Here is an 18,115-nt window from a genome sequence, read left to right as displayed (position 1 = left end):
ATTTTAGGCACCTTAAAATGGCTTATTTTTAATAAGGCTATTCTCGCATCTCTACTTTAAAAACCCGTTCCGCTTGTCTACGATCTTCTATCGGTATCTTGTACTGTACGGCTATTCGTGGTTTTTTCTCTGTTTTTAAATCGTAATACTCCGCCATGATAAGCCAACCCCGCGTACTAGCTCGTCTTATCCGCTGCATTAATCCCTTGTCCTCGGTGTATGCCGCGATATAGCCTTTTTCTAACTTCCATATTTCGTTATTGTCTGCGTTAGACATTATCGGTTGCCTCCGTTCCTTCGCATGAAAAAAGACCGGCGATAAGCTGATCCTCTTTGTATACTTCCGCTATGATTTTGTATTGACTGTCCGCCTTTAGTTTCGCGAGTGCGCCTTGTCTGTCGCTGTAAACGTCGCTCATGATGTCCTCGCGCCTTCTCGCTTTTCGATTCGTCCTAGAGTGCTTTGTATTTCACCTAGCGCCAATAATAAATCTTCTGTTTTAATTTGTTGCTTTTCCATCCTTCATCCCATCCCTTTAATTTTATTTTTTTGTTCCAAGTTCCTGCTTGATTAAATCCATCGTTTCGCGTATTTCTCTCCGAACGTAAGTGTCTCCGTTTCTTTCTAGTAGTGCTAACGCAACTAGGTACGTCGATAATGCGTTTGTTTTATCCATCCCATCACCTCCCCGTTATCTAAGTATTTTTGACATAATAAAAACGCCTGGCAAGTCTCATGCGAGGCGCTTACTTATTGAATAGTACGCTGATTGCTCCGAGTGATTCTCCTTTACCTCCGAATATGATTCGAGGGTTTACGATGATTCGTTTCTCGCGTCTGTTGTATGGATCTTCTCCGAAAGTAAACATCGGTACGCCGTCTAGTCTAATTCCGTTTAAGGCTGTCTTAAATTTTGCTTGGTCTTTGTAACCTAACAACGCAGCCAACGCCTTTACGTTCATCGGACGCAGTAAGTCCTCCGCAGTTTCCTCCGGATTATAAACGATGATATTCGTATTAAAGTTTAGGAACGGAATAACCGAGTACACGATCGCCAGTTGTCCTAGTTTACGTCCTTTGAATTGATGATACAATTCGCGTACTGTTGTACGGAATATCCGCGTATAGCTTAGGTTATCGACCGCGCGCCCTAGCTTCTTCACACTTCCGCGATAAATTACCGTCGGATTGATGAACAACTGCCCATCGTCGCCCTCCGTGATAATTACCTCGTCTACATACCGCTTGTACAATTCGTTGAATCGCTTCGTACTCATTCCGACTAACGCCTCTAAGTCCTTCTTGCGGATGATTTTCTTTCCGTTGTCAAATTGCAGGCGGTTTGTTTCCCAAGCTACGTATGTGCCGATGAACATTAACCGCGCGATGTCTTGCGCTGACAACGTGGGAAAGCGTTCTTCCAGTAGCTTCGTGCTTTCGAAAAAGGCGAAGATAAACTTTCCGTTTTCTATTTCGTGCATCTCCATTGCGTCGCGTCCTTTTAATCCGCGTACCTGTTCCTCCGTCGTTTTCGCGATTAACTCGAATTTGTCGGAGATGTCAACGCCTTCCTTATCGTAAAACGTTTTCTTTGTGTCGAATATGTCCTTCTTAACCTTCGTGTTCAGTCCGTTTAGAAATTCCGTTTCGTTTATGCGTTTTTGTGTGTTCGTTCTCATCCCATCCACTCCCTTATTAGTTTGTTTGTTTTGCTACTCGCTTGTGTACCACTAATAACGTTTCTAGTTCCTCGTCGGTGATCGGTAAGGCGTCCCTCAACGCTTGCGCCTTCGCTGGCGGAATATCCCGGTAACCACACTCGATAAGCGATATAAACGCTACGCCTACGCCTGACTGCTTTGCTACGACTGCCTGCGGGATTCCTAAGGCACGGCGGGCGATTCGTAGTTCTTCGTTTGATAAGTTCATGGTAAAGCCTCCTTTGTAAAATTTATTTGTTACTTAATGATTAATTAAAAAATGCCTGCCGAGTACTTCGTCAAGAACCGGCAAGCTATGTAATAATAATTTTGATGGGCGGTCCTACTTAATAAGATAAGTAACTGTATAAAAAACAAGGAACGATAAATTATAATTTTATTTGTTGGTACATAAGGATAGTCATGCTACGGGCATAAATAACAAGGAACTCTTCGAAATTAGTTAAAATAATAACCTTTCCCCTACTTAATAGGTATGAGAACAGGAAAAATGTAGGGTATAAATACGAATTAATTTAAAAACCTCTTAAAAATCACGTCTAAATACAAAAACGTGTATAGCCTCTCCCCTTATTAACCCGTTTTAGAGGGCAAATGTTGACGTTTCACAAAAACTACTTCTCACCCCTTAGGTGACTAAAACGGTAAAATATACCCTAAAATACTTAATAGCCAACTAATGACGTATAATATGGACTCCCTCATACTTTAATAGCCAACGTTTTGGACTTTTTACAGTAGTCCTCACTCTTTATAACGTAACGTTTTGCGGATAATATACGGTTTTCCTACTCATACCTTCTATTCCAACTAACAAGGTAAAATGTATCGTACACTATATAGGTCACTATTCGTATAAATGTTCACGTTTTCCCTTCAACCCTCCTAGTAGCTGTCGGTATAAAATATCGGTTAACCAAAAATTATTTACCCTTCCCCTTATTAGCCTGCTTTAGAGGGTAAAATGTGACGTTTCACCTAAAATAAGTTGCCTTCCTCCATACTTAGCCGCCATACGCGGGTATTTGTTCACGTTTATAAAAATACTACTTCCCACCTATAGGTGTCGGCAGAGCAAAAATAAAGGTTAAAAATATACGGCTTCACAAAGTTGTCACATTTTAGACACATTTCCGACACAATTACAAGTAAGGCGTCCATTTTGTTTTCGCCTTTTTCAGCGATTACACCTCGTACAAACCGCGTAGGTATCACGTTTCGCAAAATGATACACTGCTTTGGCGTCCGTTTTTCTTAACTTTAGTCTGCTTTGGCGTCCCATCGCAAAAGTGCCGTAAACCCTTACGCACCAACGGTTACAGCGATTTCGGAGGTCGTTTGTCTATCTTATCAGTACTCTTTTGTATTTTAATACCCGCGATAATATACCTACATACACCGCCGGATAGAATATCCCCGTTATGTATGTCCGTCATATTAAAAGCCCAATACCCTGCGCCTTGAATACAGATCAATTCAAGCCGCGACTTATCATCGCTTCGCTAAGTTCTATCGGTAAAGGATAAACGTGATAAAGGATATGTCGCAACGAGGCGGTTTGTGCCGAAGTTGCAGGGCGAACTTTGCCCGCTCTTGTTCTTACTTCCGTTATCCTCCGCCTACTAAAAGAGGCTTACGCAATCGGGCGTATGTGCTTTCTCCGCTTGACTAGCCTTACCCTCCAACTCGGCGATACGATCCTTATACGCTTTCCCTGTGGCTATTTCACCCGCTAGAACCTCCGACTTTACTTGCGCTTTGGCAGGCGTTGATTCTGCGGATTTTGCCGATACTGTTTTCGAAAGGCTTACCGGTAACGCTTCGAATGTGTCTACTTGCTCTTGCGGAATCCGCAATAGCTCTTCGTACCGGTTTATCAACTCGTAAGCTGTCCGTTGCGGATATTTCATGTAAGCTAACCATCGCAGAAACACGCCGTCATACTGATTACTCCCCGCCAATTCGTCCTGCGCTTCCTTCAACTCGCGCCCTAAGTCCGTGTATGCCTTGCCGATAATCTCCCGTATGTTCGTTTCCTTCTTACGGAGGAAGTCCGCCATTGTTGCGTCTATTTCGTTGTAATCGAAATCACCGCCTTTAATTTCGGTTGTCATTTTCCTTCGCCTATACTTGCTCTAGTCTCGCCGACCTTAAATCATGCGCCCTCTACGCAAAAAAGCCCCGAAACGTTGCCGCGTTTTGAGGCGTTCATTCCGTTTGCCGCCGGAACTTTGCGAAGCTAAGCCGTACTACGCAGTAACCATAGCGTAGATTATAAACGCAAGTACTAACGCAAAGGCTGTGTACATCTGTGCGACAACTCCTTTCGCATGTTTGCGAGCTGATCCGGAGTATAATCGGCATCCGTAATCATTTCCTCGAAACAGTCGGGTAATTGCCCCGGTTGTACGGACAGATACAGATATTCACGCACGATTGCGACTTCACTGTCCGCAGCCTCATATAACCATTCGACCCATTTCGGATTATCTTCGTGCAAGTGCTGGCGTGCGTCCTCGTCCAGTCGCTTGTAGGCGTCCAGTACGCTTTCTCCGTTGATCCATTCGAAACTCTTCGTTTGAATTGCGTTCATCATATAATCCCTCTCCCTTAGTCGTGTATTTTTTCTCCGTTTTCGCGCATTTTGCTTTTGAGTGTCATTCCCATCTTTATTAAGTCCGTTATTTTATAACCTTCTTGGATGTATTCCGCCAGCTCTTTTGTGCGGCTTTCACTAAGCGTCATAATTTGTATTGCGAATAAGTTAGCTTTGTCTATATCGCAATGAACCGTTTGGCCTTCCCGTCTGTCGTATTCGCGGAAGATGATCTCTGTTCCGTCTATTACCGATACAATGCCGGGTGAGAAGATTACTCCGCCCTCTTGATGCTCCGTGATTGCTTCGCCAAATTCGTCTTTCATGTGGTAGATTATTGTTACGTTTCTATCCTGCATACTATCGCTCCTTTCCGTTTTTAACTACGTATTGTAGTCGATATGTATATATTACACTGACTAATTTTCGTTGTCAACTACTTTTTGTAGTTATTTTTTATTTATTTCGTGATACAATAGTAAAGGAACATGAAAATGTCGGAGGTAATAGGATGAATAAAGAAACAACAAAGCCAATTATAAAATGTAATTTAAAAGCGATCCTAGACGAAAGGAAACGCGAAGGTAACGAAATATCTATCCGAAAACTGGCTGATAAAGCCGGACTAAACTTCGAAACTGTCCGCAGGTTATATAATGATGAAACGAAGCAATATCATCGGGAATCGGTCGCTGCTGTCTGCGTGGCGCTGGACGTAGAGTTGTCGGAGTTGCTGACGCTTGATAAAGGCGAGTTATGACCAGGTACTAAGTACGCAGAAGTGTCCGCAAAGGGTTCCGCCCAGCCCTCCGAGTTTTAAAAAATTATCGCGAAATTTTTTCGAGGTGGAACGGCTAATCGAGCATGCCCGGATTATTTTCATTTTACGTACGGTTTGGGTTGCTGAGTCGCCGTAAACGGAACGTACGTACCCGCCCCCATTAACGCTAATCGTTGGAATTGTGTATACAATTAGGATTTAAACAAGTGCCGATATTGTACATTATGTCGCCTAACTAAAAGTAACAACTGTTGTCATTACTGCGTTATTATTATACCCTATAGGGGTATCGGTTACGTCTTATGTTAACAATGCCGTTATACCAACGTTTATATGATCGCAGGGGTATACGGTTGTTTCCCGTAATTTACGTAAATTCATATAGGTAAACGGACACCTACTCGCTCAATCCCGCCTATTTAGCGACACTCATTCCGGCGGGTATCCGTTAAGGGTCGAGGATTTTCGGAGGTCGCCCGCAGGAACGCTTCGCCTGGTAATCTGCGTACATATACGCCTATACTCGGAACTAATCGGAAGTACTAGGCGTTAACCTACGTAATACCGCATACCCTACTTCGTACATATCCGTATACTCCCGTAGTTATCCGTAGTTGTGCAACGGTGTGTACGTACATACGACGCCTATACTCCGCCTATTCCGCGTTCCTTCTATATACACGCAAGTTAATGCGTCAAGCTAACGCCTTGACAGCGGATTACCCTTTGGTTACCCACGCAAGCTATATACGGGCACAGCTACGCCAACTCTACGCTCTCCTACGCGCTTAACCCATCACCGATTAACTCGTCATACATCCGATCAATCATGGCGCTAATAACGCCGTTGTAATAGCCGGGCACATTACGTATCGCCTTCCGTTTGCTGGCGTGCATCGTTGCGTTAATTGCCTGGATAGCGACGTCGATTAGTTCCGATTCTTCATACGCCTGTTTGAGTGCCTTTGTCTGCGCCAAATAGACGCCGTATAGCTTCGATACTAACGGCTGGCTGTCGTTCCCTGCGAATGTATTAACGGCATCTTTAAACGCCTTATACGGTGCTTTGTGCGACGTATTACGTAGTAACTCTTTTTCGTTTGTAAAGAGAATAGGTTCATTCTCGGCAACCTGCGCGCTATCCTTTACCGGCGTAGGCGTTTCCGTACTTGTGCGAGGTGTCATGGACGAGGCGACACTAGGCGACAAAAAAACGTATATATTCGCACCTAATCCGCCAGTAACCTTACGCAAGAATGACCGTGTTTCTATGATATGTAGGCGCTCTAGTTTGCGTATGGTACGCTGTACGGTGCGTTTAGTCTTACCGACTGTATTAGCGATCGTTGTAACTTTCAAGTGCGACACGCCTGCATATTTGACGCTGTAACGTGAAAGCATCATAAGTACGTCGCGATCCGTTTCGTTGAGGTCGTATTTACATCGGGAAAGATGGTCGCTTACTGCTTCGTTTAATTCGTGCTTGTCGTTGAATGGTTGATACTGCGATAAGTAGTTCATTTTATGCCTCCGTTTGGGGACACATTACAAGAACGTATGTTCGATTGATAGCTCATAGTTGCAGTATTTATAATTACGTGCTAAAATTCGAAATAAGGTTAGTGGGTCGCTCTTGTAGCGTCCTGCTTTTTTTATATATTTAAATTGTTTAATGGTGAATGTTTTTGATATTTCTGCCCTATCTCTTTATCGTTGAAGTCTAAATAAGCCTGCTGCGTAACCTCTACGCTGGCATGTCCGAGTATGCGTGATAATGTACTCCAATCTCCGCCATTTAAAAGGTAATACTTCGCGAAGTTATTCCGTAACTGATGCGGTTGTACGTCTAATCCGACAAGCCTCGAGTGTTTCTTAAAGGCGCTCTCCACGGTACGAATGTCCATCATGTTTCCTTTTATTGACGGAAATACATACGCACTATCTGTATATCGTTCGCGATACTCTAGCCACGATCTTAAGTTCCGTCCCATCTTCTGCGAAAAATAAACAAAACGCTCTTTCTTACTTTTTGTATTCCGAAGCAGTAACGCCCCATTTCGCAAATCAATATCACCCGGCACGATTGAAATTAATTCACCAATTCTGCATCCGGAATCTAAAATCATGCGGGCTATTATCCACGATCTAAATTCATGGAACCTCGAAACGTCGAAACTACGGAAAAATAGTTGCAATTCATTTTCGGATAGCAACGCCTTAACTTTACGTTGCGGCTTTATTTTTTCGATACCCTCGCACGGATTCTTTCGTATAATCTTTTCGTGATACAAATAATTACAAAAAGCTGCTATATTCCGTTGATAATTGGCTAACGTAGTTTCGCTTACTTTCTTTCCGTAGTCAGGACGGTTATGTGGTCCATTGATTAGTGCCGTTCTATCGTCTGCAAGTGCGCCATACTTTCCGCGCTCTCTAACGTAGGCGAAGTAAGCCCGGATATGCTCCGACTTTATTTGCGCCGGCTTAGTTAGTGTTTGCTTTTCCGTGCAATAACGTTGGAATAGTCGCAATGTTTGGTCGTAACTTCGCATAGTTTTGGCGGACAATCCTCGACTTGTGCAGTCCATCATATAACGGTCAATTTCGATTAATATTTCATTCAACGCAAAAAACGCCCTCCCTTACCGTAAATTCCGATAAAGAAGGACGCTTGTTAGCCTCCGAATATTCGTTTATAGGTGTCCGCCAATAGTTTATCGGCTTGTTTGCGACAAACTACGGGTCAAAACGTTGCTACGACGCTTTATGTTCCATCCGCAAACGGTCAGCGACCATTGCGATAAATTCACTATTAGTTGGTTTAGCTTTTGAAATACTTATCGTGTAGCCGAATAACTCAGATATGGAATCAATATTCCCTCTACTCCAAGCAACTTCAATTGCATGACGGATAGCTCTTTCTACCCTTGAGGCAGTAGTGTTAAACTTTTTGGCAATGTCTGGGTAGAGCACCTTCGTAATTGATCCAAGTAATTCGATATCATTATACACCATTGTAATCGCTTCGCGTAAATACATGTATCCTTTAATATGCGCTGGTACACCAATTTCATGAATAATATTGGTAATGTTGGCTTCAAGGTCTTTCTTTTGGCGACCTCTTCTATTTATTCCCTTTGATTGCTGAGGCTGAACATTTCTACCTTGTACTTGGCGTATTTGATCGGCTAAATTATCTAAATCAAAAGGCTTTAATATGAAATATGCGGCCCCTAGGTCGACTGCCTTTTTCATTACTTCTTCTTGACCAAATGCGGTTAGCATTATTACATTTGGATATTTATTTCGTTCTGACCCCCGAATAGATTGAAGTACAGCTAATCCGTCAATATGAGGCATAATTATATCTAAAACCAAAACATCTGGTTCCATTTCATTAAGCATTTCCAGGCAATCTCTTCCATTGTGTGCTGTTCCAATAACCTCTATTTCATCTTGGCCATCGAAATACTCCTCCATAACCTGAACTAATTCTCGATTGTCATCAACTAAGCAAACTGAAATCTTTTCCACTTCATTTCCTCCTTATGTAATAAAAACTTTTCCCATGCTATACTTTCGACACTAATTCCGTATAACCTTCTTTAAATTAAAAAAACTTTACTTTTTTGAAAAATACCTTTATTTTACTTTGATTTTCTTCTTTTTTCACTTAGATTCGATAACTTTTGACAGGAAATTATAACATTTTGTCGAAAAATAAAATTAGTAGAAATTTGTATAAAAAAACTTGCATTAGATAAATTTCTAATGCAAGTTTTTACACGTTCAGCTACATTACCTAGTGCCCTTTTAACTCACTTGTTTTTCTTTCTCGTAAATTTGGATCCCTGCTTCTTGTAACATCCACTCAATGTGAACGCCATAACCCGATGTTGGGTCATTAACAAATACATGTGTTACTGCTCCAATAATTTTACCGTTTTGGATAATTGGACTACCACTCATTCCTTGAACAATTCCACCCGTTTTCTTTAATAATTCAGGGTCCGTTATTTGAATTATCATCCCTTTTGTTGCAGGGAACTTTTGAGGAACGCTACTAACAACTTCTACATCAAACTCCTCTATTTTTTCACCTTCAACTACAGTTAAAATTTTTGCAGGGCCCTCTTCTACTTCATGCGACAAAGCAACAGGCATTGGTTTATTAAATTTACCATTGTTCATCTTTTCGTCTAATTTACCGAATATACCAAAAGGGCTATTTTTTGTGATAGTCCCTATTTTATCAGCGTCTACCGAGAATTTGGCTTGCTTCTCACCAGGAGTCCCATTTGTTCCTTTCTCGATTGACGTAACAGTCGAGTTCACAATGGCACCATTAAAAATTTCAATTGGCTTTTGCGTATCCATGTCTGATATAACATGTCCTAAAGCACCGTATTTTTTTGATTTTGGATCATAAAACGTCATAGTACCTATACCAGCGGCAGAATCTCTAATATAGAGTCCGATTCGATACTCATTTTCTTTTGCATCCATTACTGGTGTAAGTTTTGTTTGAATTTTTTCATCCCCACGCTTGATCGTAACATCAAGTGATTTGTCAGCTTTCCCCGCTTTTTCTACAAATGGTTTTACCTCTTGCATTTCCTTTATTGGTTCCCCATTAATTTTTAAAATTATATCACCAACTTTTATATTCGCTTCTTCCCCTGGTGATAATTCTTTGTTTGTTCCATTAACTTGGTGATGACCAACAACAAGTACGCCAACTGTATGCAATTGTACTCCGATCGACTGACCACCTGGAATTACTTTAAGATCTTCAAGGATATTCACGTCAACCTTTTTTATTGGAAGTCCTGCAACCGAATAAAAAAGTTGGTCTTCCCCAGCTGAAACTGTTTCAAAATCATTGGAACTAATAGCTTTTATTGTCTCTTCTTTTGTTGGTTCCACTTCAACTTTATCGCCTAATGCCGGAACTGCAATAGTTGAATCATTGTTGAAGGTGACAATATTATTGGGAATAGAAAGGTACTTTTGTACTGGTGAGTAAAAAGGTATTGCAACCAACACAGCAAGAAGCATAATTCCTATCCAAATTCGAACATCATATCTAAACTTCAATCATTCCACTCTCCTAAGGTTCCCAACCCAAATCTTTTGTCTGTACTTATAATTTGACCGAACCAACATGTTTTTAAACTGGTTAATAACAAGTAAACCTGTGTATCATTTCCTTTTAAAAAAAACGTATAATAAAGAAAAGCGCAAGCCCTCAAGAAAGTGTGAGCTAGAAAAAAATTATAAGTCAAAAATAAAAAAACCAGATAACTTATCTTCTGGTTTTTGGTTAATCTTATCCATTATATTTTCTGTTTTATAGAATCCGCTAAAAGAAGCATCTCTTTTGCATGTTGTTTTGCTGTCTCCGTTAACTTTGCTCCTGTAATCATTCTGCTTAATTCATCAATTTGTTGAACTTTTGAAAGCTCCTTCACATAAGTGATTGTCCGCTTATCTTTTTCAACTTTTTCAATTAAGTTGTGTGTATCTGCCATTGAGGCAACCTGAGGTAAATGGGTAATGCATAATACCTGCGATTGCTCTGATACACGAATAATTTTTTCAGCAATGGCCTGAGCAACTCGTCCGCTAACTCCAGTATCAACTTCGTCAAAGATTACGCTTGTTACGCCCTGGTGTTTCGCAAATATTTTTTTAAGAGCTAACATTATTCTGGACAGTTCTCCGCCAGAAGCAACTTTGTTTAGTTCTTTAAGTGGTTCACCCGGATTAGTCGAAATTAAAAATGTAATAAAATCAAATCCATTTTTATGTAACTTTAAAGCTTGATTAAGACCATTTTCAGCTTCGATGTCTTCCTTGCTTGTAAATGCTATGGAAAAGGTAGCCTTATCCAAATATAAATCTTTTAGTTCATAATGAATTTCTTTTGTTAATTCTTTTGCAGCCTTTTTTCGAATATCATGAAGTTGCTTAGCTTCTAAATAAGCGTCTTGTTTTGTTTCATTAATTTGACCTTGCAGTTTCGCAAGATGGGAATCCTTGTTTGTTATTTCTTCCATCTCTTCTTGAATCTTTCCCATGTAGTCAATAATTTCATTGACTGTAGAACCATATTTCTTCTTCAACCGATTTATTTCGCTTAATCTTTCTTCAATTTCATTTAACCGTGTAGGATCATACTGTAGTGTGTCACTATAGTTACGTAAATCGAATGATAATTCCTCGACCATGTAGAACTGATTTGCAAGCTCTTCTGCTTTTTTGGCGATAAACGGATCATAATTCTTATTATTTTCAAGAGATTGCACTGCCATACTTAGCCATTCTATTCCTTTTTGATCACCATATAAAGCATTATAAGCGTCCTGAATACCAACATAGATTCGATCAAAGTTAGCCAAATTACTTCGCTCTTCCTCCAATGTAGTGTCTTCATTTGGCTCTAAGTTGGCTTGTCCTAGTTCATCCATTTGAAAAGTTAAAAGGTCTAAACGATGCGCCATTTCTTGTTCATTTTCACTAAGTTCTTTATACCTTTTTTGAAGCAGTTGCAACCGTTCATATAACTTATGGTATTCAAGTTTCGCTTGATTAATCACTTGTGTATCATATAAGTCGAGTAGGCCAATATGATTTTCTGGGTCCATTAAGGCTTGAGTTTCATGCTGACTATGTATATCAATAAGTGTTTTTCCGAATTCTTTTAGTATGGCCAAGGTAACTAATTTACCATTGACTCGGCAAATACTTTTACCTCTCGAAGTAATGGTACGTTGTAATACAACCATGTTATCTGGTATTTCGATACCGAAATCTTTTCCAATTTTAAATATAGGATGTTTTTGATTATCGATTGAAAATAAACCTTCTATTTCAGCTTTTGTTGTACCATGTCTTACAAATTCAACTGATCCGCGTCCACCAACTAATAACTGTACTGCATCGATAATAATTGATTTACCTGCACCCGTCTCGCCTGTTAAGACGGTCAAACCTTCATGAAATGTTAAGGATAAATTATCAATTATTGCGAAATCATGAATAGATAGTTCTGTTAACATATCATTCGTCACCTCTTATATAACATTACAACATATTTAGAAATCGTTCTTTTATTAGAACCGAATCTGCTTCATTTTTGCATATAATCATACATGTATCATCACCACATATGGTACCCATTATCTCTTGCCATTCCAGATGATCAATTAAAACCCCGACTGCTTGTGCGTTTCCTGGAAGAGTTTTTAACACAATAAAATGACTAGCATGATCAATTTTAACAAAGGCGTCTTGTATTAATCGTCTTAATTTATCAGAAGGATTAAACCGATGATCAGAAGGTAGGCTGTATTTGCTTTTTCCTCTTGGGGTAGGTACTTTAACTAAATGCAATTCGTTTATATCACGCGATACGGTTTTTTGTGTAATGTTAAAACCTAACTTTCGTAATTCTTCTACAAGTTCGTCTTGAGTTTCAATATCGCATGACGTGATTAACTCCCGAATTTTAATTTGTCGTTGCGTTTTGCTCATGTCTATCCCCCAAACGTTTTACTACACCTATCTAATTAATTATGTCTTTGTGCAATAAAGTTCGTATGTGCTTGTTCTAACACATCTTTTAACATTATTGGATCCAGAGGAATACCTTTTTTTTCATTTTTCCATCCAAGATGGATTAGAAACTCAATATTCCCATCACCACCTGTAATTGGGGAAAAAGTTAGATCGTATAGTTCATATCCTTCCTTCAAAGCAAACCGAGTAATTTTCTCCAAAACTTGGAAGTGTACCGTTTTATCGCGAACAATTCCCTTTTTTCCAACTTGTTCTCTTCCGGCTTCAAATTGTGGTTTGATTAGAGCAACAATATCACTATTTTCTGTTAGTAATTGTTTCAACACTGGTAAAATTAATTTTAATGATATAAACGAAACGTCAATAGTTGCAAAGTTAGGTGTACCATTTTGAAGCATATCAGGTGTTACATACCTGAAATTGGTTCGTTCCATAACAAAAACACGTTCATCGTTTCTTAATTTCCAATCCAATTGGTTATAACCAACATCTATTGCATAACATTGCCTTACGCCGTTTTGTAAAGCACAATCTGTAAAACCACCAGTTGACGATCCTACATCAATCATAATTTTGTTAGATATTTCAAGGGAAAACGTATGAAGTGCCTTTTCAAGTTTCAAACCACCTCTACCTACATAAGGGATCAACTTTCCTTTTACTGTTATCGGGATATCCTCATCAACCTTAACGCCAGGCTTGTCCAGTCGAATTTGTTCAGAAAATACAAGTCCCGCCATGATCGACCGTTTTGCTTTCTCGCGCGTTTCCATTAAATTTCGTTCAACTAATAATACATCTAAACGTTTTTTACCCATGTTTATTTAAATCCTTTACTTTTTTATTTGATCTTGTTGTATTGCTTTTCATTTTTTGGAAGGATTTTTATTTTAAATCTACGTTCTATGATTGATATCATTTTACCCGCAAAAAAGATGATATTTGTTGAAGCATTAATAGCAAAATACTTACCTAAAGCCTTCCCGCCTACCGTTATGGCAGCCACAATACTTGTTAGTACTACCGACAATGTTAACTGCAATGTCGAGCCGTCACCCTCGCCAAATAAATCGGCTATTTGTAGTACAACTATGGCAGTTGCGGTACCACTGACAATTCCTGAAATATCACCAATAACATCATTACAAAAGCTAGCAAATTTATCAGCATTACGAATAATGATAACAGCTTCTTTTGCACCTGGAACTTTCTCAGCTGCCATCGCATGAAATGGTTGTTCATTTGCTGCAGTTGACGCTATGCCAAGCATATCAAATATAACTCCAATTGAGACAATGATTAAGACAATTAGAAGTCCAAGTATCCAAATCACGCCACTTAAAATAGAAGAAGAAATAATTGAAAAAATAGCCGCTAACACAAAAGTGATAACGGCAATCGTTAAACTAAATTTCATAGATCGTTTTATTTGTGATTTCATTTTATACCTCAAACTTATTTTATGTAGGAATGGAATGGTCATTCAAAAGGTAAAAACTGCGGCTTAGGTCCAGTAGGTTTTCCCAAATAAGTACCCCATGTTGCCATAAGGGCGGTTCCCCTTTAAACCTATCTTAACTTTGTCACCAAAAGTTAGACTGGATTACCACTTAGTCCACACTATAATCCCTTTCAAACGTCAATAGAACAGTCTAGGAGATTTCCTCAGCAGCCTTTTTGGCGCCCCCTAGCCTCTTTTGCAGTGATGATTTCATAGAGATGAAAATTACAAGCTAGTGGCCTACCAGTTTGCAACTTGTGCTCTAATCCCCTCAAACACCACTCAAGGCAGGCTACGCTACAAGTAAGTTTTCCCTTTCTTACTATGCAGGTTCATACCCCATTCCATAATGATCCCTAGGCTTAGTTACCACGACAGAGATGGGCCTCCGCGGTAATAGGGTCAACGCCCACATGCCTTTGTGGATCGCCCTAAAACCTTAACTCCCAGCACTGACCCAAGGCTGGGCGCCTCAAGCCAACACAAGGAACTTCATCGATGTGCCCTTTGGCGGATTTTTAGGCCCGCCTTCAGGAGCGGAAGACTGACTAGAATACTGCACCATTCCACTTATAAACATATTATATCATATTTTACGCATTTTATCTAACTTTGTTAGTGATCCCGTGCACTAAAGTAATCAGTCAATTTCATTAAATAAGAGCTATCCGCGTTCGCATTATATAATGCCTTTTTCGCCAGCTGAAGATATCTTTCTTTCTGTTCAACTGCACCCTCATAGCCTAATAATTTGGGATAGGTACTTTTTTGATTATCCTCGTCGCTTCCAACAGGTTTCCCAATAATCGCTTGATCGCCTGTAACATCTAATATGTCATCCTGCACTTGAAAAATAAGACCTAGATAATACGCAAATTCGTCTAAATGTGTTAGTTGCGTTTCGGTTGCATTTCCAATATAAGCACCTGATTTTATCGCGAACCTTATTAATTCTCCTGTTTTCAGTGCATGGATTCTTTCAAGTTGTTCTAATGATACTTTTTTATTTTCAGCTTCCATATCAAGCATTTGCCCTGCGACCATTCCTTTTGGTCCACTTGCTTTAGACAATTCACTAATTAGGAAAATTTTTTGTTCATCAGTTAAACGCGGATCTGTAGCTAACAAATCAAAGCTATAAGTTAAAAGTGCATCACCAGCTAATATTGCAGTGGCTTCATTGAAAACGATATGATTCGTAGGTTTCCCTCTTCTTATATCATCATCATCCATTGCTGGTAAGTCATCATGTATAAGTGAATAAGTGTGAATCATTTCTAAAGCCATGGCGGGAGCAACAATCTTCTGTTTGTCTTTACCATATGCGTCAAAACTTGCAATCAACAATATTGGTCTAAGCTTTTTTCCGCCCGCTTCAATCGAATAAAGCATTGACTCTTTCAAGCTTTTTGGAATATCTAATTTATTAAGAACCATATGTAATTCCTGTTGAATAAATTGTTTATTTTCATCTAAAAAAGAAGTTAATGTCGCCTGCACGATTACTCTTCCTCCTGTATGTCAAAAGGTTTTAACTCGCCTTGTTCATTCATAATTTTTGTCATCTTTTCTTGAACATTTATTAGTTTGTCATTGCAGACTTTGGATAGCTTCATACCTTCTTGGTAGTAGTTTATCGCTTTTTCTAATGGAACATCGCCTTCTTCTAGCTGCTCAACAATCTTCTCTAGTTCGATCATCGCTTCTTCAAAGGAAAGTTCATTTTCATTCATCCGTCGCGTCCTCCTTTATATCCTCTATTCGACATGCTAATACTTCGTTTAATAATTTTACTTCTATGAGTTCATTTTTACTTGTTTGTAATCCAGACTTGATAATATTTCCTTTTTGATCATACGGAATCGCATATCCACGTTTCATAATTTCCAACGGATTTAACAAAGTAAGTTTATCTATAAAAGTTACCATTTGTGTTGACTTTTTTTCGGTTATGAGTGAAATCCTACTTTGCAGCTGTTTTTGTACATGAATAATTTGCTTTTTAGCGCTTTGTATTTGGCGTTCTGGATGATGGCTTATTAATCGTTTCTTATTGTTTAGTAACGCATCATCTTTTTTCTTTACTGTAAATTGAAGCGCTTTGTTTAAACGTTCTACTAGTTTATCCAATTCTTGTTCTTTTTGGTTTACTAGCTGCTCAGGATACCGAAAAGCATATGATTGATTTAAACGTCCAAGCTGTTGTGATGATGTATGAAGCATATTGGTAATCAAACGTGTCTGTGAACGATTGATCTGCAGTAATTTTTCTTTTAATTCGATTTGGGATGGTACTGCTAGTTCAGCTGCACTTGTAGGTGTAGGGGCCCGTAAATCGGAAACAAAATCACTTATTGTGGTATCTGTTTCATGACCAACTGCTGAAATAATCGGGACTTCTGATTGAAATATGGCTTGAGCCACTTTTTCTTCATTAAAGCTCCACAATTCTTCAATTGATCCCCCTCCACGCCCTATGATTAAAAGGTCAAAATCTGTATGGTCATTCGCTTGTTCAATACCATTTACAATAGAATCAGCTGCATTAACTCCTTGCACAAGTGCTGGAATTACTGTTAGATTAACGATTGGATATCTCCGTTTAATTGTGGTTATAATATCACGTACAGCTGCACCAGTTGGTGAGGTTATAATACCAATGTGTTGTGGGTATACGGGTATGTTTTTTTTATGGTCCTGATCGAAATAACCTTGTTTTGCCAATTTACCCTTTAATTGTTCAAAGGCTAGATAGAGTGCACCTATACCATCTGGTTCCATTTGTTGAATATATAATTGGTATTGTCCATATGGCTCAAAAACACCGATATTACCTGTGATTAAAACCTTCATCCCATTCTCTGGATTGAATTTTAATGACCGATTATTACCTGCAAACATTACCGATTGCACCCTAGTTTGATCATCCTTAATTGTGAGGTACATATGGCCTCGGCTATGACGTTTAAAGTTAGAAATTTCACCTCTTACGAACACTCGGTTTAGATGTGGGTCCGTGTCAAACTTTCGTTTAATGTACTTTGTGAGTGCTGTTACAGTAAGATATTGTTCGGTCACTGTGATTCCAGTCCTTTGGCAGCCTTAATTGTATTCTGAAGAAGCATTGTGATGGTCATCGGCCCCACTCCTCTTGGGACAGGAGTGATGTATGACGCAACATCTTTTGCCTCATCAAAATCCACATCACCCGTTAGTGAACCGTTCTCTAATCGATTTATACCAACATCTATAACGGCAGCACCTGGCTTAATATACGCTGCATTAATCACATTCGGTTTCCCAACAGCAACAATCAAAATATCCGCCATTTTTGTAAATTCCTTTAAATCTTTTGTTTTCGAGTGACAATATGTAACTGTGGCATTTTCATTTAATAAAAGTTGTCCAACTGGTTTTCCAACTATGTTACTTCTTCCGATAATAACGACATGTTGACCCGCAATTGTTATATTTTTTGATTTAAGCATTGTGACGATACCAAATGGTGTACAAGGAAGAAATGTATCCTTTCCAGTTATCATTCGTCCGATATTTACTGGGTGAAATCCATCTACGTCCTTGTTCGGATCAATATGTTCAATTACTTTTTGCTCTGCTATGTGTTCTGGTAATGGCAATTGAACCAAAATACCATGAACTGCTGGGTTATTGTTTAGCTCGGTTATAATGGTGAGTAACTTTTCTTCACTTGTAGATTCAGGCAATTCAATAATATCAGAAGCGATACCTGTTTCTGCACTTGCTTTTTTCTTTCCTTTTACATAAGACTTAGATGCTGGATTATCACCAATTAATACAACCGTTAAATGTGGTATTAACCCTTCTTCACGTAACTTAGATACTTCCTCTTTCATGTTATCTTTTAATTGTTGTGCTAATTCTTTTCCGTTAATTATCTCAGCAGGCATGACAT

Annotated in this window: 20 protein-coding genes; 1 reads left to right on the top strand and 19 read right to left on the bottom strand. The window is 39.2% G+C overall.

Annotated elements, in window-relative coordinates:
* Nucleotides 1-37: 37 nt before the first annotated feature.
* The 7 genes from CFK40_RS09910 to CFK40_RS09885 all read right to left on the bottom strand — a co-directional run bounded on the left by CFK40_RS09910 (nt 38) and on the right by CFK40_RS09885 (nt 4,677).
* Nucleotides 38-277: a hypothetical protein gene (locus CFK40_RS09910; RefSeq protein ID WP_089532154.1), complete on the bottom strand. Its 240-nt coding sequence runs from the start codon at nt 275-277 to the stop codon at nt 38-40.
* A gap of 265 nt (nt 278-542) precedes the next feature.
* Nucleotides 543-677 (bottom strand): hypothetical protein, encoded by a 135-nt coding sequence (locus tag CFK40_RS21495; protein ID WP_264371398.1) that lies wholly within the window; start codon nt 675-677, stop codon nt 543-545.
* A 70-nt stretch (nt 678-747) separates the two neighbouring features.
* Entirely contained in the window at nt 748-1,680 is a 933-nt protein-coding gene (locus CFK40_RS09905; protein WP_089532153.1) for a hypothetical protein, read from the bottom strand.
* 16 nt (nt 1,681-1,696) lie between these two features.
* Nucleotides 1,697-1,930, bottom strand: a complete 234-nt coding sequence (locus CFK40_RS09900; protein ID WP_089532152.1) for a helix-turn-helix domain-containing protein — start codon at nt 1,928-1,930, stop codon at nt 1,697-1,699.
* Between the two features lie 1,414 nt (nt 1,931-3,344).
* Nucleotides 3,345-3,836: a hypothetical protein gene (locus tag CFK40_RS09895; protein ID WP_089532151.1), complete on the bottom strand. Its 492-nt coding sequence runs from the start codon at nt 3,834-3,836 to the stop codon at nt 3,345-3,347.
* Nucleotides 3,837-4,009: 173 nt separating this feature from the next.
* Complete coding sequence (locus CFK40_RS09890) at nt 4,010-4,318, bottom strand: hypothetical protein (RefSeq protein WP_089532150.1); 309 nt, start codon at nt 4,316-4,318, stop codon at nt 4,010-4,012.
* 14 nt (nt 4,319-4,332) lie between these two features.
* Nucleotides 4,333-4,677 (bottom strand): hypothetical protein, encoded by a 345-nt coding sequence (locus CFK40_RS09885; protein WP_089532149.1) that lies wholly within the window; start codon nt 4,675-4,677, stop codon nt 4,333-4,335.
* A 152-nt stretch (nt 4,678-4,829) separates the two neighbouring features.
* Between CFK40_RS09885 and CFK40_RS09880 the strand changes: the two genes are divergently transcribed.
* Complete coding sequence (locus CFK40_RS09880; protein WP_405196580.1) at nt 4,830-5,078, top strand: helix-turn-helix domain-containing protein; 249 nt, start codon at nt 4,830-4,832, stop codon at nt 5,076-5,078.
* Nucleotides 5,079-5,879: 801 nt separating this feature from the next.
* Here the strand turns inward: CFK40_RS09880 and CFK40_RS09875 are convergent.
* From CFK40_RS09875 to folD, 12 genes are all read right to left on the bottom strand, one after another.
* Nucleotides 5,880-6,620, bottom strand: a complete 741-nt coding sequence (locus CFK40_RS09875) for a helix-turn-helix domain-containing protein (RefSeq protein ID WP_089532148.1) — start codon at nt 6,618-6,620, stop codon at nt 5,880-5,882.
* Between the two features lie 131 nt (nt 6,621-6,751).
* Complete coding sequence (locus tag CFK40_RS09870; protein ID WP_168927227.1) at nt 6,752-7,723, bottom strand: tyrosine-type recombinase/integrase; 972 nt, start codon at nt 7,721-7,723, stop codon at nt 6,752-6,754.
* A 130-nt stretch (nt 7,724-7,853) separates the two neighbouring features.
* Nucleotides 7,854-8,633, bottom strand: a complete 780-nt coding sequence (gene spo0A, locus CFK40_RS09865) for a sporulation transcription factor Spo0A (RefSeq protein WP_089532147.1) — start codon at nt 8,631-8,633, stop codon at nt 7,854-7,856.
* A gap of 279 nt (nt 8,634-8,912) precedes the next feature.
* Complete coding sequence (gene spoIVB, locus CFK40_RS09860; RefSeq protein ID WP_405196589.1) at nt 8,913-10,157, bottom strand: SpoIVB peptidase; 1,245 nt, start codon at nt 10,155-10,157, stop codon at nt 8,913-8,915.
* 278 nt (nt 10,158-10,435) lie between these two features.
* Nucleotides 10,436-12,160 (bottom strand): DNA repair protein RecN, encoded by a 1,725-nt coding sequence (recN, locus tag CFK40_RS09855; RefSeq protein ID WP_089532145.1) that lies wholly within the window; start codon nt 12,158-12,160, stop codon nt 10,436-10,438.
* A gap of 25 nt (nt 12,161-12,185) precedes the next feature.
* Nucleotides 12,186-12,635, bottom strand: a complete 450-nt coding sequence (ahrC, locus tag CFK40_RS09850; protein ID WP_089532144.1) for a transcriptional regulator AhrC/ArgR — start codon at nt 12,633-12,635, stop codon at nt 12,186-12,188.
* A gap of 35 nt (nt 12,636-12,670) precedes the next feature.
* On the bottom strand, nt 12,671-13,504 hold the full coding sequence (locus CFK40_RS09845) for a TlyA family RNA methyltransferase (protein WP_152640117.1): 834 nt from the start codon (nt 13,502-13,504) through the stop codon (nt 12,671-12,673).
* 17 nt (nt 13,505-13,521) lie between these two features.
* A complete protein-coding gene (locus CFK40_RS09840; RefSeq protein ID WP_089532142.1) occupies nt 13,522-14,121 on the bottom strand; it encodes a hypothetical protein in 600 nt (199 codons plus the stop codon).
* A 675-nt stretch (nt 14,122-14,796) separates the two neighbouring features.
* Nucleotides 14,797-15,681 (bottom strand): polyprenyl synthetase family protein, encoded by an 885-nt coding sequence (locus CFK40_RS09835; RefSeq protein WP_227001907.1) that lies wholly within the window; start codon nt 15,679-15,681, stop codon nt 14,797-14,799.
* Nucleotides 15,682-15,683: 2 nt separating this feature from the next.
* Nucleotides 15,684-15,914, bottom strand: a complete 231-nt coding sequence (locus CFK40_RS09830; protein ID WP_089532141.1) for an exodeoxyribonuclease VII small subunit — start codon at nt 15,912-15,914, stop codon at nt 15,684-15,686.
* Nucleotides 15,907-17,259 carry an exodeoxyribonuclease VII large subunit gene (xseA, locus tag CFK40_RS09825; RefSeq protein WP_089532140.1) on the bottom strand — a complete coding sequence of 451 codons (1,353 nt, stop codon included), beginning with the start codon at nt 17,257-17,259 and terminating at the stop codon, nt 15,907-15,909. The genes CFK40_RS09830 and xseA overlap by 8 nt, the downstream gene beginning before the upstream one ends.
* A complete protein-coding gene (gene folD, locus CFK40_RS09820) occupies nt 17,256-18,110 on the bottom strand; it encodes a bifunctional methylenetetrahydrofolate dehydrogenase/methenyltetrahydrofolate cyclohydrolase FolD (protein WP_089532139.1) in 855 nt (284 codons plus the stop codon). Before folD ends, xseA begins: the two co-directional genes overlap by 4 nt.
* Nucleotides 18,111-18,115 lie beyond the last annotated feature (5 nt).

Source organism: Virgibacillus necropolis, from assembly GCF_002224365.1.
In the GTDB taxonomy this organism is placed as follows: Bacteria; Bacillota; Bacilli; order Bacillales; family Amphibacillaceae; genus Virgibacillus_F; species Virgibacillus_F necropolis.
This window is presented reverse-complemented; position numbering and strand designations above follow the sequence as displayed.

Coding starts and splice junctions, on each gene's coding strand:
- CFK40_RS09910 (WP_089532154.1), bottom strand. CDS start 277: ATGTCTAACGCAGACAATAACGAAATATGGAAGTTAGAAAAAGGCTAT.
- CFK40_RS21495 (WP_264371398.1), bottom strand. CDS start 677: ATGGATAAAACAAACGCATTATCGACGTACCTAGTTGCGTTAGCACTA.
- CFK40_RS09905 (WP_089532153.1), bottom strand. CDS start 1,680: ATGAGAACGAACACACAAAAACGCATAAACGAAACGGAATTTCTAAAC.
- CFK40_RS09900 (WP_089532152.1), bottom strand. CDS start 1,930: ATGAACTTATCAAACGAAGAACTACGAATCGCCCGCCGTGCCTTAGGA.
- CFK40_RS09895 (WP_089532151.1), bottom strand. CDS start 3,836: ATGACAACCGAAATTAAAGGCGGTGATTTCGATTACAACGAAATAGAC.
- CFK40_RS09890 (WP_089532150.1), bottom strand. CDS start 4,318: ATGATGAACGCAATTCAAACGAAGAGTTTCGAATGGATCAACGGAGAA.
- CFK40_RS09885 (WP_089532149.1), bottom strand. CDS start 4,677: ATGCAGGATAGAAACGTAACAATAATCTACCACATGAAAGACGAATTT.
- CFK40_RS09880 (WP_405196580.1), top strand. CDS start 4,830: ATGAATAAAGAAACAACAAAGCCAATTATAAAATGTAATTTAAAAGCG.
- CFK40_RS09875 (WP_089532148.1), bottom strand. CDS start 6,620: ATGAACTACTTATCGCAGTATCAACCATTCAACGACAAGCACGAATTA.
- spoIVB (WP_405196589.1), bottom strand. CDS start 10,157: ATGCTTCTTGCTGTGTTGGTTGCAATACCTTTTTACTCACCAGTACAA.
- recN (WP_089532145.1), bottom strand. CDS start 12,160: ATGTTAACAGAACTATCTATTCATGATTTCGCAATAATTGATAATTTA.
- ahrC (WP_089532144.1), bottom strand. CDS start 12,635: ATGAGCAAAACGCAACGACAAATTAAAATTCGGGAGTTAATCACGTCA.
- CFK40_RS09840 (WP_089532142.1), bottom strand. CDS start 14,121: ATGAAATCACAAATAAAACGATCTATGAAATTTAGTTTAACGATTGCC.
- CFK40_RS09830 (WP_089532141.1), bottom strand. CDS start 15,914: ATGAATGAAAATGAACTTTCCTTTGAAGAAGCGATGATCGAACTAGAG.
- folD (WP_089532139.1), bottom strand. CDS start 18,110: ATGCCTGCTGAGATAATTAACGGAAAAGAATTAGCACAACAATTAAAA.